Consider the following 14814-nt stretch of genomic DNA (forward strand, 5'->3'; position numbering starts at 1 on the left):
CCCTTGAGGACGCATCCACGTATGCCCGTGCGCTGGCATACGTGTGTACGGCGTCAACTGACGTGACGGTTGTGCGGGGTAAACTGCCGCAACAGTTTTTGATAAAACTTTCATAAAGTTTTGCATTCATCTGCGGTTCACAAAATAAAAACCCTAAAAAAAGAAACGGAAGGATTTAATCCATTCCTTCCATTCCGCCCATGCCTCCAGGTGGCATTCCGCCCATTCCGCCGGGTGGCATACCGCCGCCTGGGGCAGATTTGCTGGAGAGCACATCATCGATGCGCAGAATCATGGTAGCTGCTTCCGTAGCTGAATCGATTGCCTGCGTTTTCACCCTGAGCGGCTCAACCACTCCTTCCTTCCACATGTCCACGACTTTGCCAGTGAACACATTCAGACCTGCGGTTTTCTTGCCCTTCTCATGCTGGCTTCGCATCTCAACAAGCATATTTATGGGGTCAAGACCTGCGTTCTCAGCTAAGGTTCTTGGGATTATTTCAAGCGCCTCGGCAAACTTGGCCACTGCAAGCTGTTCTCTTCCCGTTAATGTGCCTGAGTATTCACGCAGGCGCAGCGCCAGTTCTACTTCTGGGGAACCGCCGCCTGCAACGAGTTTCTCATCCTCGATTGCAACGCCGACTACGCGCAATGCATCATGTAACGCCCGCTCTGCCTCATCCACCACATGCTCTGTTCCGCCTCGAAGGATAATCGAGACTGCCTTGGGATTATGGCATTCCGTAACATATGTCATTGCCTCGTCGCCAATCTTCTTCTCTTCAACATTACCTGCTTTTCCAAGGTCGGATTCACCGATTTCCTTTAAACTCGTAAGTATCTTTGCGCCAGTGGCCCGGGCAAGCTTATCCATGTCGCTTTTCTTCACACGGCGTGCCGCATATACGCCCGCTTTTGCAAGATAATGCTGCGCGACGTCATCTATTCCTTTCTGCACAAAGACAACGTTTGCCCCGCAGTCAATTACCTTGTTGACCATGTCATGCAGCATCTGCTCTTCCTGGTCGAGGAAGGACTGGAGCTGGTCTGGCGATTTTATTGAGATTTCAGCATCCACCTCCGTTTTTTTGATCTCGAGGGCTTCGTTGAGTAATAATATTTTCGCGTCCTTGACCTTCTTTGGCATGTTGGTATGGACTCTCTCCTTATCTATTACCATGCCTTCGATCAATTCCGACGCTTCGATGCTGCCACCCACTTTTTTCTCCACTTTTACATCTTCGACATCTACCGTATATTTACCGTTCTCTTTATCCACCACTGCCAGTACGGCATTTACCGCAAGATTTGCAAAAACATCCTTGTGTGCCTCAGCACCTTTTCCTGTTATTGCAGTGGCGGCAATCTTAAATAATAAGTCCTTCTGATTTACGTCTACATCCATCGCAAGGGTTTGAAGGATTTCCTTTGCTTTTATTGATGCAAGCCTGTACCCGCTTGCGATGACCGTGGGATGGACGTTCTGTTCCAGAAGGTCTTCTGCATTCTTTAAGAATTCGCCTGCAAGAACTGCAGCCGTGGTCGTGCCGTCCCCGACCTCGTCATCCTGAGTCTTTGCGACCTCAACTATCATCTTCGCAGCAGGGTGCTCGATGTCCATTTCCTTGAGAATGGTAGCCCCGTCGTTTGTAATAACGATGTCCCCGAGCGAAGAAACGAGCATTTTATCCATGCCCTTTGGTCCGAGGGTTGTTCTTACTGCCGCTGCTACAGCTTTCGCTGCCATGATGTTGTTGTTTTGTGCTTCTCTTCCTTTTGTTCTCTGACTGCCTTCTCTTAAAATCAAGATCGGCTGTCCGCCTAATTGTCCTGCCATAAATAAGCCTCCGTTAAAATTTCATTTTAGCAATGCGTACAATACTCGCTTGTACGGGGCATTCTCATTGTTTGTAATTCTATATAAGTATTGCGCATAAGAAATTATATAATTATATAAAAATGTAATTGAAAATCATAGCGAAAAACCTTATTAACCATAATGCCTATGTAGCCGCTTACGCCAAGGTGGCGGAAAGGCTACGCAATCGCCTGCAGAGCGATTCCATTCCGGTTCGATTCCGGACCTTGGCTTATATTTTTTAATAGAGTTCTCCCCTTAGTTTGATTGATTTTATTGTATTCAGTCTATTCTGATTATTCAGAAAAATTTAAATATTGAGAATACTAATTACCAATGAGGCAATGAAAATGGTCAAAAAAGATAAGAACGAATTCTGTTGCCCCCCGTTTGACAAAAAACTGGGCTGCTGCAAAGTGGAATCCATAGTAAGCATAGACGACAGGGGGCAGATGGTACTTCCCAAGGAGATAAGAGAAAAGGCAAATATCCGCACAGGCGATAAGTTAGCTGTCATAAGCTGGGAAAAAGAAGGGAAGGTTTGCTGCCTTTCATTGCTCAAGGTAGACGATTTTGCAGAAATGGTAAAGGGTTTACTCGGTCCGATGATGAAGGAGATAATCACAGAATAATTGAGAAGGAGGAGTCAAAATGAAAGAACGAGAAATAAAGAACGTAGTTAGAGAGGGTTATGCGAAGATTGCTAAAAAGCAGCTCCCGTGCTGTGCTCCCGTAACTCCCTGCTGCGGTACGGACAAAGCAGTGGATATCAGCAAGAGGATAGGATACGGGGATGAAGAGCTGGCTTCCGTTCCCGAAGGTGCAAATCTCGGTCTTGGGTGCGGGAATCCTGTGGCTCTTGCATCGTTAAAAGAGGGAGAAACTGTGCTTGACCTGGGCTCAGGAGCAGGTTTTGACTGCTTTCTTGCTGCAAATAAAGTCGGCAGGAAAGGGAAAGTCATAGGCGTGGACATGACGCCCGAGATGATTGATAAGGGAAGGGAAAATGCAAGAGCGGGCAATTATATAAATGTGGAATTCAGGCTCGGAGAGATTGAAAATATCCCCGCCGCTGATAACTCAGTTGACGCGGTCATATCCAACTGCGTCATCAACCTTGCGCCAGATAAGAAAAGAGTTTTTAAGGAAGCGTTCAGGGTGCTGAAGCCTGGAGGCAGGCTGATGGTTTCTGACCTGGTTTTGCTAAAAGAGCTTCCTGCTTTGGTAAAAAATTCCGTCGAGGCTTATATCGGCTGCCTTTCGGGCGCTATTATGAAGGATGAATATTTAGAAGCGATAGAGAATGCAGGCTTCAGGGATGTAAAAATAATGGACGAGACGCATTATCCGATCGAGCTGATGGCGAACGACCCGACTGCGAAGGCTATAATCGAGAATTTTAATATTCCGGGCGAGGCTATAAAGGAGAGTGCCGAATCTGTTGCCAGCATAAAGGTTCAGGGAATAAAAATATAACCAAAGGTTTGGCGTAAGCATTAACAAAAGGCTTAAATCAGATTATGCCTTTAGAGATTCGCTTCAAGCACATGCCGCCATAACTCAGCTGGTAGAGTGCCTGGCTGTTAACCAGGATGTCACAGGTTCGAGCCCTGTTGGCGGCGTTTTGAAGAAAAATATTCGGGCCCGTAGCTTAGTCAGGCCAGAGCGCCCGGCTCATAACCGGGCGGTCACCGGTTCAAATCCGGTCGGGCCCACTGATTCATTCAGTGTTAATCATCCTGCGATCCTGGGGAGAATAACATTGCTGAAATTATTTTCTCATCGCTTCAAAAAGCATGAACACTCCAACAATCAGCACCACCGCAGCCAAGATAGAAAAATCGGGAAGCGCATAATATTTCACTGCGCCTAAGAGAACTCCCAGAACGCCAAGCCCGATGGTGAACCTGCTGATATTGAGCTTCCAGATAATCCGCAGAAGGTTCAACAAAAGCAGTATTCCGCCGCTTCCTGCATATATGAATGCCCATTTTTGTGTGTTGTCTATGCGGTGCAGGCTTTCAAGAATCCAGCTTCCTCCTATCAGTATGAAAAACAATGCCCATGAGAATTTTATGAGCTTGAGGTTAAGCATGTGCCTCGAAAGAATTGCTTTTTCATCCATCACAACTTCTACTTTTACCATGCGCGACCTAATAAACGGCTCAAAGTTTAAGCGTTACTAAATTTTCGACAGCATCGCCACTGATGCATAACATTGATAAGATGTCAGGTTCATTAACGGCGCTGGTGATGTTATGAGTGAATGTTTCCTGTGCCATACTGCTCTTGAGCCTGTAAATGATGCCGAGATAGAAGGCGTTGACTTATGTGTGGACTGCTGTGGAAGACTGGATGCAGTTATAAGGGACTATTTATCCTCAAGCCCGGGCGGGTTTGACCTCCTTATTGATATGATTGCCGACGACATCTTAAACCCTGAAGGCAGATTGCGGGATGCCCTGAAAGAAGTTATAAGAGAAGCGAAATCAGAAGAATAAATTTTTATGCTTCTCTTCAATGACTGAGCAGCAGCCAGCCAACACCGACTACAACCAGAAACACAACAATTATGACAATAACAATTACAAGGTCGTCTTTATCTAAACTTAGCTTTTCATTCATTTTCCTGCCCTCTGAATCATATTCTTTTGTTATGGTATATAAATTCATCCAAAAAATTCGACTCAATTAGCAGTGGCAGTAACTCATTTTAAATCTTATGCTTTTACTTCTTGTCTGTATCTGCCTTTTGCGATACTCACAATGTCCCTGGGAATAGAGTGTTTGTTGATTGTTAAATAGTTTTCAATTAGCTTTAATTCGTTCTGGTATGCGGATGCGATTAATTGTGCATACTCAAGACCATCGCTTGTCAGAACATACTCGTATCGCTGCTGCCACCTGCCTTTTTTTTCAAAATACCGCAGGTCCTCGTCCACCATTCCCATTGCCACAAGAAGCTGAATATCCTCAAAAAGCCTGTCGCTGTACGGGAAGCCATAGCGGTTGTGGAACTTATAATCGAATAGATTGCGCAGCCTGTCTATTTTTTCAAATTCCCTCACAAGGCGGTATATCAGGTTAATATTGCGAAGCCTTGGCATTGTGATTCTTCCTTCCGCTTCCCTGCTGAACATCCTGTGCGCGCTGTAGAAAATAAGAAGAAGACCTTCGATGGGCAGGTTGTTCTCATTCCTGATAAAGTGCAAAAGCTTTGGGGACAGGCTCTCAATACCGAGCAGGAAATCGTGAGACGCCTGGGATAGCGAGGAATCATCCTCTTTCCTTGAAAATATGCACAGCGATATCTGGCGCGAAATCGCCCTTACAAGCCCATTAGCCAGGGTGGATTCGTCATAGAAAAATCCTTCTTCCTCCCCGAGTTTTACCCGGGTGCTTTTGGGGATTCCACTTGCGATATCAAGGTCTATAAGCACAGGAGCGCCGTATTTTTTCGCAAAACGTTTTGCAAGCTCATCTTCAAACATCTTCCTGGCAACACCATTCCTGGCAATGGTTGAAAGCGCCATTCTTGTCAACGGATTGAGGTTCTTGTAGGTAAAACGCGCAACTGCATTGCAGATGTAACCGTTTCGCAGGTTCAAGACCAGTTTTTTGGAATTCTCATCCCCATTGGATTCTATAAAATTCAAAAGGTCGCTGTCTATGTATGAAGTGAAGAATTTCGCCATTGTTGTCCTGACATCGTTCCCCGATTTTTCATATAAGCCAAGCGCTTTTTCAAGCGCGTGGAGAAGCATCACCCTTGCTCCCTGCGTTCTGGGATTATGGATAATCGCGGAATAATGATGCGCCCTTGCAATCAGCATGGATTCAGCGGCTGTGAGCGCCATATCCTCGTCGTAACTCTGTGAACCGCCCAGTATTACCCTGCCGTTGTATAGCGACATGCTTCCTATAATCTGATCCAGGTCCACAAGCCCGAGAGAGACGCCCGTGTGGTATGAATCGCGAAGCAGGAAATCAATCCTGTCAGCGTCTATGTCGTTTGAGATTATCTGCGCAAGATAGGGTTTTGAAACCGCATCAACATCGCCAGTTGCCATCCGGGCGATCTCTTCAAAGAACGGCGCGCCTGCAAGTGTTGCAATTTCAGGCTTTGTATGGAATGAATTTGCTATGATGTATTTTGTGAACATCTCGTGGTTCAGGAAATTCTTTCCATTGATCACTGGCTGGTATAACGGGTTTCTTTTAAGGACGCTTTCCACGACATGCGAGAATGCGCAGTGCCCCACATCATGGAGAAGGGCTGCAATCCTGATTTTTACTATCTCCTCCTGCGATAGACCCAGTGCTTTTGCCATTTTATCTGCGATGAAGAGCGTACCCACGCTGTGCTCAAAACGCGTATGGTTGGCGCCAGGAAAGGCGAGGTCGGCAAGCCCGAGCTGCTGGATGCGGCGCAGGCGCGCCATCTCCGGGGTGTTGATGATGAGCTGCTCAAGCTCGGTTATTGCAATGTGACCGTAGATGGGGTCTATGATGGAGGGCATGATGATGTTAGATTGGATTGGGGAAGTATTAAAATGAATCCATTCATACCAAAATAAATTGAGTGAGGAGAGTAAGCCCCTTTATGTTTAGCGCAAAGGTAGTACCTTTGTAGCACCCTACGGCATTCAGCTATGCGCCGTACTCGGACAGGTCTGGACTGCCTTTGTTTGAGAACCTATAATTACTTTTTACTCACCGAGAGCGTTGAATTTATTCCATTAAAAGTTACGGCATAATTGTCTATCACCGCTCTGCCGAGAAGCACATCTCCCACTTCCTGATAGAATACTATCACGTCCCTGTGCAGTTTCCCGAGGAATTCCACATCTAATTTTGTGTACCATGTTGTAATAGCGCCGCCTACAACTGAAATAGATGTCACTCGAAAGCTTGTGATATTTAATTCCTCCCAGACGTCTTTCGGAATTGCTATGGAATCCGAACCTGTATCAACATAGGCTAAGGCTTCTTTTTCACGACCTGTCGAAGGATTTATCAGCTTAATTACAACTAAAGGATCATTGTCAATATAGGAAAAAGTGTTATCAAGCAAACGTTCACGCCCTGAAAACACGCGCAACCGTTGATTTTTTCCCCACTCTTCTAACAAGTATCTTATGATCCGGGCATAACCTATCGATTAATTTATCCACTTCCAATAGCGAATCCGCTACAGCAGCAAGTTTTTCTGCATCTAAATCTATAGCTATCACTTTACCCAAGTACCTGCTCTCCCACTCCTTTTTATTAGATTCGTATATTTTATTTGCTTTTGCCTCGAACTCGGTTTTTTTAAGCATATAAACTCCCTATGCTATTTATGAATATAAATTTGAGTGAGGAGAGTAAGCCCCTTTATGTTTAGCGCAAGGGCAATGCCCTTATCGCGCTTATGCAGCATTCAGCTATGCGCCGTACTCGGACAGGTCTGGACTGCCCTTATTGCCCTATTTCGGCTTGCACCCGCGGGGATTCGCCGTTCCACCCGCACACGCATGACCTCATTCTTTCGAACTCATCGCATATCTGCGCAGCGGTATCGTTTCTGTTCCAGAGCCAGGATTCTCACCCTATGCCCTTAACAGGCATCCGCGGTCCAGAAGGTGAGGGGACTTTCCTCAGCGAAATCTCGCCGGCAGCCGCCCTTCCTCTCTCGGTCTACAATTAAACCTGTTGCCGTTTATATCTACCGACGCAGTGCAAACCCTTTAAGCTCCCCTTTATACTGTTCCTGTACAATTCCCACATCCTCCACCCTTGCATATTCCGGTCCTCTCCTGCACCACTCTATCATCTTTCTAACATTTCCCTCTTCACCCTCAAAAACAGCTTCAACCCTTCCATCGGCAAGGTTCCTAACCCAGCCGCTGACGCTCAGTTCCTCTGCCTGATCCTTCGTACTTGAGCGGAAGAATACCCCCTGAACTTTCCCTGAAATGAAAACATGAACCCGGATATTCATGTCATTGGAATAAAAGAGAATCGGGTTACAGAAGTCCCGACCTCTGGAGCAGCATCAAATCCTCGGTATTCAATTTCTCACCGAGCTTGAACTGGTTATATACTTCCTCGGCTTCCTTCTTAGCCTGCTCCCGTATGGATTCGTCCTTACTTTCCTTTGTCTTTCTCTTTAATCCGATTATTACCTTATTGAGTTCACGGATTTCTTTCTGTGTTTGTATGAACAACCTGTGCTGCTCATCAGCCGCTTCCTGCGCCTTCACAAATTCCTTGTGCGCTGCGTCTGATTCTGCCCTTATTGTATCGGCTTCTTTGAAAATCACAATCATCTTATCATGGTATTCCTGCGCAGCGTCGGCATACTCTTTAACATTATTGTGGTATACTAACGCCTCATCACGCAGGGATTGGGCGTTTTCAAGCAATGATTTTAATTCGGTATTGCCCTCGAGCTGATGTTTTTTGCGCTTCAGCTCTTCGGTTAACGAGGCTATATTATCTACGAGTTCCCTTTCCTTGGCAGGGGTCATTACCTCGGTCTGCTGTTTAAACTCCAGCACGTCTATCTGTCTTTTTAACTCTTTAAGCGAGGGTCCATCGCCAAGATTCAGGCTCTTTCGGATTTTATCAATTTCAGCATATATTTTATTAGCCTGCTCATTCAACTCATCACGCTTGAGCTTGGCTTGCGCGACCTTTTCATTATTCTCATCACGCAGCTTCTTGAGTTCCTGAGCCTCATCGATTTTTTCTTTGGTGCCCTTATTTAATTCGTTTCTCTTACTCGCCCACTTACTTGCTTCCAGATTGAATTCGTTTCTCTTGTTTTTGTACTCTTCAGACTTATCTTTTAAGTCTGTTTTTCTATTCATTAATTCATTTAACAACCTATAGTCCTCCTTTTCCAACAACTGTTGGGGTTATGCATTTCATAATGCACTGTACATGTCCCGATAAGGGACAGCCATTCGGCTATCATTCATATTTTATATGCAATGATTACGGAAATTCCACGATTGCCAAAGCAACGTTTGAATCCTCAAAACAATTTGGAGGGAATCACTGCATAACGAGTGAATGATTTTTCCTCATAATATCACATTCCTTTTAACCTTTTCGGAAAGGAAATGCCCCTCCCCAAACTAAGAATCATGTGAATATCTTAAAATCGGACTGACTTTCGAAAGTGAGGTATCGATAAAAATTAATAAGCGGAAGTCCCCTGAAGCATAGACAGCCGCTGGATACGCTTGAGCATATTGGGATGGGTGCTGAGCATTTCCAGTATCTTATCTGTGGTCTTTATTTTAACAGGCTTTGCCCGCAGTGCCATCAGTTCATTGAAATCGATGGTACCGCTTCCATCAAGGTCGAGCTGGGACAATTCCCTTATCTCAACAGCTGCGCGTGAAGGGTCATTTGCAAAAAAGGCTTTCATTCCTTCTACAGGTCTCAATGTATCCTTTGAAACCTTTGCGCTGCCGTACACAAGTTTGTACAGGGCTGAGGCAAGGTAATGCGGCTGATTTCCAAGCTGCACTGACCCTTCGTCAGCGTAATATTCCCTGATTCTTGAAACGTACAGCACAAGAAGATTTGTTATTAGATATACTGCAAAAGCCGCTATACCGATAAGGATATTATTTCCGCGCCCTCGATTGCCCGAGAACAGTGAATTTCCTGCGAGATACCATGCTATCATTGGGATAACGCTTATCATCGTTATGACCACTACGTCCTTGTGTTTCAGATGGGATATTTCATGTCCCAGCACAGCTTTGAGCTCCTTTTCATCAAGAAGGTTCATTATCCCTTCAGTGACGCATACGCGCCCGTCGCTTGCCCACCTACCGAATGCGAAGGCGTTGGGTATGGGTATTTTTGCAATGCCTACCCTCGGCTTTGGAATCCCCGCATCCCTTGCAAGTTCTGCTACCATCCTGTGGAGCAATGGTGCATCCTGTTCACTCACATATTTGACACCCATAGTCCATTCAACCAGCTTTGGGCCTATCATATACTGGATGAGCAGCATGACAGTAGCCAGAATTCCATAAAAATAAAAACCACCCAAACTGCTTAACCCGGCGATATTCATCACTACTATTACAAGTCCATAGATTATGGAAAACAATAATGCCATTACTAAATACAGTCTCAATTTAAGCCACATATTTTCACCATTCTTACTTTTCCTTAGATAAATACTTTATCAACCTTGCTGCGCGCCGAGGAGAGCGCTTCCCTTCCTGCTATCCCGGCTTCAGGCTTGCTGCAAGTAATGCGATTGAAATAACAATAAACAGCGCAATAAAAGGAGCGGATAATTTAAGGCACGTGCCATAGCAGTTTATTTCACTTAATAAATTCATTTCTTATCACTGTACTTTGAGAAATTCAAAAGTGCAACAGGTCCGAAAGCGTCCACAAGGCTGTCCAGGATTTTAGTGGTGATTTCAGTTGCAGCTTCTTCTTCGGAAAAAACCGGCTCATATACATACCGCACCCTGCCGTTTACGTTTTCCATGCCCCTTGCTGCATATCCAGCCTTGACGAGGCGATCAAGGGTTCCTGCTACGCTTGTCAATGGAATCTTTGTTTTTTCGGTTAATTCTGACGTGGTCATCTCGCCTTCGTTCCATAACGTCTTCAGTATTGAAGCCTCGATGGGACTGAAAAACTTTGTGAGACCGTTGTTTGAAATGTTGATCTGATCCAGCTTGACCATAAGTTTACAATTGACGTAAAGGCTATTAAAGATTGTGTTTAGAAGGGTTCATCAAACTTCCATCTGATAAGAACCCCGTCTTCCAGTTTTTCGCAGGAGATTAGCTTAAGCTTGCAGAATTCACCAGTGCATCCTTCGCCATCCACAAGCGTGGGCGCGCCTGAGCCACCGATTATTATATTGCCCATAAAGGTATAAATCTCATCCACAAGCCCTGCAGAAATCAGCCCCCAGTTCAATGTTGCTCCTCCCTCCACCATCAGGCGTTTGATTCCTCGAGCCTTTAATTCCGAAAGCAGTTTTCCAAGGTCAACGTTTTTTTCACCGACAGCAACTACATCTGCATGTTCAGCAAGCTGCTTTACTCTTTCTTTCGGTGCGCTTTCCGAGACAGCTATTATCCTTTTGCCTTCGCCTTTCTTGAAAATATCAGCATCAAGAGGTGTCCTTGCAAGGCTGTCCACCACTATTCTCACGGGATTCTCGGGAAGCTCCCGCATACGCCGCTTTTCCCTTCGCTCTTTTGATTTCACCGTAAGGCTGGGATTGTCCGAAAGCACGGTGCCTATACCTACCATCACTGCATCGGATGAGGCTCTTAACTCATCCACTCGCTCAAAATCAAGGCTGCCTGAAATCCTGGTCTGTTTTCTTTCGACAGTTGCGATTTTCCCATCCGCGCTCATGGCAGCATTGATGAACACAAACGGTCTTGCGGCTGGCATAGCTTCCTCTTCTACTTCAAGCCTGAAATATCTAAGCCTTAAACGAAAAGCTGAAATGCTATTAGTCCTATTAAAAACCCGTTACTGGTGATAATAGTGAAAATACTTGTAAGCGACCCCGTATCAGAGCAGGGCATTGAAATATTAAAAAAAGAATTTGATGTTGATATAGCAACAGGTCTTCCGCCTGCCGAACTCATAAAAAGGATAGGAAATTACGAAGCGCTCATCGTCAGGAGTGAAACGCAGGTAACAAAGGACGTCATTAATGCAGGAAAGAAACTCAAAATCATTGGTCGCGCCGGGGTGGGCGTGGATAACATAGATGTGAATGCTGCCACAGAGCGGGGAATAATCGTCGTAAACGCGCCCGAAGGCAACACCATATCTGCCGCCGAGCATACCATAGCCATGATGATGGCGATGTCCAGGAATATTCCCCAGGCAAATGCCTCACTTAAAAGCAAGAAGTGGGACAGGAAGAAATTCATGGGTGTTGAGGTTCGCGGAAAGGTACTTGGGGTTGTTGGTCTTGGGAGGATAGGGGCAGAGGTGGCAAAACGGGCGCAGGGAATGGAGATGAAAATCCTTGCCTACGACCCATTCATATCGCAGGAGAGAGCCCATGAACTCGGTGTTGAGCTGACAACGGTAGAAGATATAGTTAAAAACGCCGACTATATCACAGTCCACACCCCGCTAACCAAGGAGACAAAAGACCTCATCAGCGGCAGGGAATTTGCGGTTATGAAAAAGGGCTCAAGGCTCATCAACTGCGCAAGAGGCGGAATCATCAACGAAGAAGCGCTTGCAAAAGCGGTTAAAGACGGCATCGTAAGCAGCGCAGCCATCGATGTTTTCGTCAAGGAGCCACCATTTGACAGCCCGCTTCTTGAGCTTGACCGCGTTATCGTTACCCCTCACCTCGGGGCGTCAACCGAAGAAGCCCAGATTAATGTAGCCGTATCCGTGGCTGAGCAGATAGTGAACGCGTTGAGCGGTCTTCCTGTGAAAAACGCCATTAACATGCCCTATGTTAAACCCGATGTGATGCAGATTATCGAGCCTTTTTTGCCTCTTGCTGAAAAAATGGGAAAGCTGTGCACGCAGCTCATCGGAAGCAATTATGAGAAGATCGAAGTGTCATACAGCGGGGAAATAGCCGACAAGGACGTGGCGCCCGTAACACTTGCGGTACTCAAAGGAGTACTTGAACCCATACTCGGTGCAGGCGTGAATTATGTAAATGCGCCCGTAATAGCAAAAGAGCGCAGGATAAAGGTAATCGAGAGCAAATCAAAGACTGTTGAGGGATATCCCAGCCAGATTTCAGTAAAACTGAGCAGGAAGGGCGAGGAGAAATTGGTGAGCGGCTCCATAATAGGGAAGGAACCCCGAATCGTGCTCATCGATGAGTACAGGATTGACGTAGTGCCTTCAGGCTATATGATAGTGGCAAAGCATGAGGATAGACCAAATATCATAGGACCGTGCTGCATGATACTCGGGAAGAACAATACCAATATCGCAGGGATGCAGGTGGGCAGGATTACAAGAGGAGGCGATGCGATCATGGTGCTTAACATAGACAGCGAAGTGAGCGACGAGATACTCGATGAGATAAGGGCAGTTGATGGAATAATAGATGCAAAACTTGTGGTCTTATGAAAAAAAAGCCTCTTGAAATTATTATATCAATAGGCTGCGTGGCGGTATTTATTATTTTAATTGCTGCTGCAAAGTTCATATTGCCCGCAGCCTCAGGATTCGGGTATACTGCTGCCCTGCTGATTTTTGTTATCATTATGGGTATGGCAGGGTTAAAGCTTGCACAGATTCCGGATGAATAAATGGTAAAAATCGTCGTCATCAACAATTACGGGCAGACCTGCCACCTGATACACCGCGCGGTGCGCGATCTGGACCAGGAAGTAGAGCTCATGAAAAATACCTCCTCCGTAGAAGAAATTTTATCAAAAGAACCCGACGGGCTCATACTAAGCGGAGGTCCTACCCTTGAGCGCGCAGGCAACTGCAGCTTATATGTCAAGGACATCGACCTTCCCATTCTCGGCATCTGTCTCGGGCATCAGGTAATGGCGCAGGCTTATGGCGCGCAGGTTGGAAAAGGCACCTACGGCGGCTATGCAGCTGTCGAGATAGAAATCGTAGAGGAAGATGATATTTTAAAGGGCATTGGTCCAAGAACAAACGTGTGGGCATCGCATGCCGATGAGGTATGCTCTCTTCCGCCTGATTTCATAAAGCTTGCGCGCTCAAGGATATGCGAGGTGGAAGCCATGAAACATGAGACAAAACCATTATACGGCGTGCAGTTTCATCCCGAAGTCTCACACACTGAGCGGGGAAATGACATATTCAGGAACTTTTTTGAGGTCTGCCGGAACTTTTGAAACCCACGACCGCGTAGCCCAGAACAGCAAAAAAAGCCCCCATTGCCATAACAGCCTTAAAACTGTAGTACTGGAGAATCACACCACCTATGAGGGAGCCGATTATTGTTGCAAAGGCAATCGAAGAATTGAGCAAACCTGCGGCAGCTCCTTTCTCTTCGTTTGTTTCAATGAGCATACGCGTTGAACCTACATACAGGCATGAATAGGAGAAAGCGATAAGAATCATGCCCACAACCGCCTCATAGTATATTGTCAGCGGTATTAGCGCTACGAACGCCGCTGCTGAAAATAAATCCCCGGCATGAATCAGCGTTCTGGTGTTGATCCTGTCAAGCCGTCTCATAATGAAAAATTGCAGGGCAGGGTTCAACGTATAAATTAATCCAACCTCCAGTTCATTCGCTCCGAGGCTCACAAGATACAAGGGGAAAATTACCCAGACATTGTTAGCCCCGATCTGGCGGAGGAAAAATCCAAAATAAACATTCCAATTTTTTTTCAGGATATGCGGGGAAAAATAATCCGTTTTCTTTTTTGTACGGATTTCCCCTGGCGGCAAGGTCAATGTGATCAAGAACGCCAGTGCAAAAAATAATGAAGCTATAACAAAAATTCCTCTTATAGCCCAGTAAATTGCAATTAATCCCGCCAGCATATCCCCTATAGCCCAGCCCAATGGCATGAAAGAACTGAACTTTCCAATACTTCGTTTAAGGTTGTAAACATACAGCAAAAACACAGCAGGATAAATCCCGACACTGAACCCTGCCAGTGCCCTGACCACTCCAAGGCTGAGAGGGGAATTCGCAAAAACCTGGAGGAAAAATGAAGCTGCGGCGCTCAGGAAACCTGCATATAAGAATGTCTTGGGAGGAAATGCGTCCGATGTCCTGCTGAATATGTATGTTGAAATAAAAAGCGATGCCCCGTACACGGCGCCTATTATACCTATCTCAGTGTCCGAAGCACCGATATCCTGCGCAATCACGGGGATGAAAAGATTGGACATCATTATAGCCGAGTTAATACAAAGCTGTATTGCGTTTATTCTCATCACAAGCCTAATGAAAAGATATGTATTTAAGCGATACAGTTTGTAAAACT

The 14814-nt window shown here is 45.8% G+C and carries 18 protein-coding genes, 3 tRNA genes and 1 other RNA gene; 9 read left to right on the forward strand and 13 right to left on the reverse strand.

What is annotated here, in order from left to right; translation table 11 throughout:
- Nucleotides 1–175: 175 nt before the first annotated feature.
- Entirely contained in the window at nucleotides 176–1837 is a 1662-nt protein-coding gene (gene thsB, locus O8C68_10360; protein ID MCZ7396199.1) for a thermosome subunit beta, read from the reverse strand.
- A gap of 182 nt (nucleotides 1838–2019) precedes the next feature.
- Between thsB and O8C68_10365 the strand changes: the two genes are divergently transcribed.
- From O8C68_10365 to O8C68_10385, 5 genes are all read left to right on the forward strand, one after another.
- Nucleotides 2020–2091 (forward strand) — tRNA-Cys (locus tag O8C68_10365).
- A 117-nt stretch (nucleotides 2092–2208) separates the two neighbouring features.
- Nucleotides 2209–2490, forward strand: coding sequence for an HgcAB-associated protein (locus O8C68_10370; protein ID MCZ7396200.1), 282 nt, complete (start codon nucleotides 2209–2211; stop codon nucleotides 2488–2490).
- A 19-nt stretch (nucleotides 2491–2509) separates the two neighbouring features.
- Complete coding sequence (arsM, locus tag O8C68_10375; GenBank protein MCZ7396201.1) at nucleotides 2510–3334, forward strand: arsenite methyltransferase; 825 nt, start codon at nucleotides 2510–2512, stop codon at nucleotides 3332–3334.
- A 73-nt stretch (nucleotides 3335–3407) separates the two neighbouring features.
- Nucleotides 3408–3480: transfer RNA gene (locus tag O8C68_10380), tRNA-Asn, on the forward strand.
- Between the two features lie 18 nt (nucleotides 3481–3498).
- Nucleotides 3499–3573, forward strand: a tRNA-Ile gene (locus tag O8C68_10385).
- Between the two features lie 56 nt (nucleotides 3574–3629).
- Here O8C68_10385 and O8C68_10390 read toward each other — a convergent pair.
- Complete coding sequence (locus O8C68_10390; GenBank protein ID MCZ7396202.1) at nucleotides 3630–4004, reverse strand: hypothetical protein; 375 nt, start codon at nucleotides 4002–4004, stop codon at nucleotides 3630–3632.
- Between the two features lie 112 nt (nucleotides 4005–4116).
- On the opposite strand from O8C68_10390, the gene O8C68_10395 reads away from it, so the two are divergent.
- Entirely contained in the window at nucleotides 4117–4359 is a 243-nt protein-coding gene (locus O8C68_10395; GenBank protein MCZ7396203.1) for a hypothetical protein, read from the forward strand.
- 16 nt (nucleotides 4360–4375) lie between these two features.
- On the opposite strand, the gene O8C68_10400 is transcribed toward O8C68_10395, so the two are convergent.
- The 10 genes from O8C68_10400 to O8C68_10445 form a co-directional block, all read right to left on the reverse strand.
- Nucleotides 4376–4531 (reverse strand): hypothetical protein, encoded by a 156-nt coding sequence (locus O8C68_10400; protein ID MCZ7396204.1) that lies wholly within the window; start codon nucleotides 4529–4531, stop codon nucleotides 4376–4378.
- 47 nt (nucleotides 4532–4578) lie between these two features.
- Nucleotides 4579–6378, reverse strand: coding sequence for an HD domain-containing protein (locus tag O8C68_10405; GenBank protein ID MCZ7396205.1), 1800 nt, complete (start codon nucleotides 6376–6378; stop codon nucleotides 4579–4581).
- Nucleotides 6379–6560: 182 nt separating this feature from the next.
- Nucleotides 6561–6932 (reverse strand): hypothetical protein, encoded by a 372-nt coding sequence (locus O8C68_10410; protein MCZ7396206.1) that lies wholly within the window; start codon nucleotides 6930–6932, stop codon nucleotides 6561–6563.
- Nucleotides 6933–6936: 4 nt separating this feature from the next.
- A complete protein-coding gene (locus O8C68_10415) occupies nucleotides 6937–7179 on the reverse strand; it encodes a hypothetical protein (protein MCZ7396207.1) in 243 nt (80 codons plus the stop codon).
- Nucleotides 7180–7213: 34 nt separating this feature from the next.
- An RNA gene (gene rnpB, locus O8C68_10420) (RNase P RNA component) lies at nucleotides 7214–7534 on the reverse strand.
- Nucleotides 7535–7565: 31 nt separating this feature from the next.
- On the reverse strand, nucleotides 7566–7841 hold the full coding sequence (locus tag O8C68_10425) for an acylphosphatase (GenBank protein MCZ7396208.1): 276 nt from the start codon (nucleotides 7839–7841) through the stop codon (nucleotides 7566–7568).
- 25 nt (nucleotides 7842–7866) lie between these two features.
- Entirely contained in the window at nucleotides 7867–8727 is an 861-nt protein-coding gene (locus O8C68_10430; GenBank protein ID MCZ7396209.1) for a coiled-coil protein, read from the reverse strand.
- Nucleotides 8728–9044: 317 nt separating this feature from the next.
- The gene (locus O8C68_10435) at nucleotides 9045–10013 is read right to left on the reverse strand and encodes a M48 family metalloprotease (protein MCZ7396210.1); all 969 of its coding nucleotides are present in this window, start codon (nucleotides 10011–10013) and stop codon (nucleotides 9045–9047) included.
- A gap of 195 nt (nucleotides 10014–10208) precedes the next feature.
- Nucleotides 10209–10568 (reverse strand): BlaI/MecI/CopY family transcriptional regulator, encoded by a 360-nt coding sequence (locus tag O8C68_10440; GenBank protein ID MCZ7396211.1) that lies wholly within the window; start codon nucleotides 10566–10568, stop codon nucleotides 10209–10211.
- Between the two features lie 38 nt (nucleotides 10569–10606).
- The gene (locus O8C68_10445) at nucleotides 10607–11293 is read right to left on the reverse strand and encodes a 2,5-diamino-6-(ribosylamino)-4(3H)-pyrimidinone 5'-phosphate reductase (protein ID MCZ7396212.1); all 687 of its coding nucleotides are present in this window, start codon (nucleotides 11291–11293) and stop codon (nucleotides 10607–10609) included.
- A 96-nt stretch (nucleotides 11294–11389) separates the two neighbouring features.
- Here O8C68_10445 and serA point away from each other — a divergent pair, with 96 nt between their 5' ends.
- Genes serA through O8C68_10460 form a run of 3 tightly spaced genes read left to right on the forward strand, consistent with a single transcriptional unit; the run spans nucleotide 11390 to nucleotide 13707 of the window.
- Nucleotides 11390–12961, forward strand: a complete 1572-nt coding sequence (serA, locus tag O8C68_10450) for a phosphoglycerate dehydrogenase (protein MCZ7396213.1) — start codon at nucleotides 11390–11392, stop codon at nucleotides 12959–12961.
- Nucleotides 12958–13143: a hypothetical protein gene (locus O8C68_10455; protein ID MCZ7396214.1), complete on the forward strand. Its 186-nt coding sequence runs from the start codon at nucleotides 12958–12960 to the stop codon at nucleotides 13141–13143. The genes serA and O8C68_10455 overlap by 4 nt, the downstream gene beginning before the upstream one ends.
- Entirely contained in the window at nucleotides 13144–13707 is a 564-nt protein-coding gene (locus tag O8C68_10460; protein ID MCZ7396215.1) for a GMP synthase subunit A, read from the forward strand. It begins immediately after the preceding gene.
- Here the strand turns inward: O8C68_10460 and O8C68_10465 are convergent.
- The gene (locus O8C68_10465; protein MCZ7396216.1) at nucleotides 13673–14764 is read right to left on the reverse strand and encodes an MFS transporter; all 1092 of its coding nucleotides are present in this window, start codon (nucleotides 14762–14764) and stop codon (nucleotides 13673–13675) included. The genes O8C68_10460 and O8C68_10465 overlap by 35 nt on opposite strands.
- Nucleotides 14765–14814: the final 50 nt, after the last annotated feature.

The sequence above is a fragment of the Candidatus Methanoperedens sp. genome (assembly GCA_027460525.1).
Lineage (GTDB): Archaea > Halobacteriota > Methanosarcinia > Methanosarcinales > Methanoperedenaceae > Methanoperedens.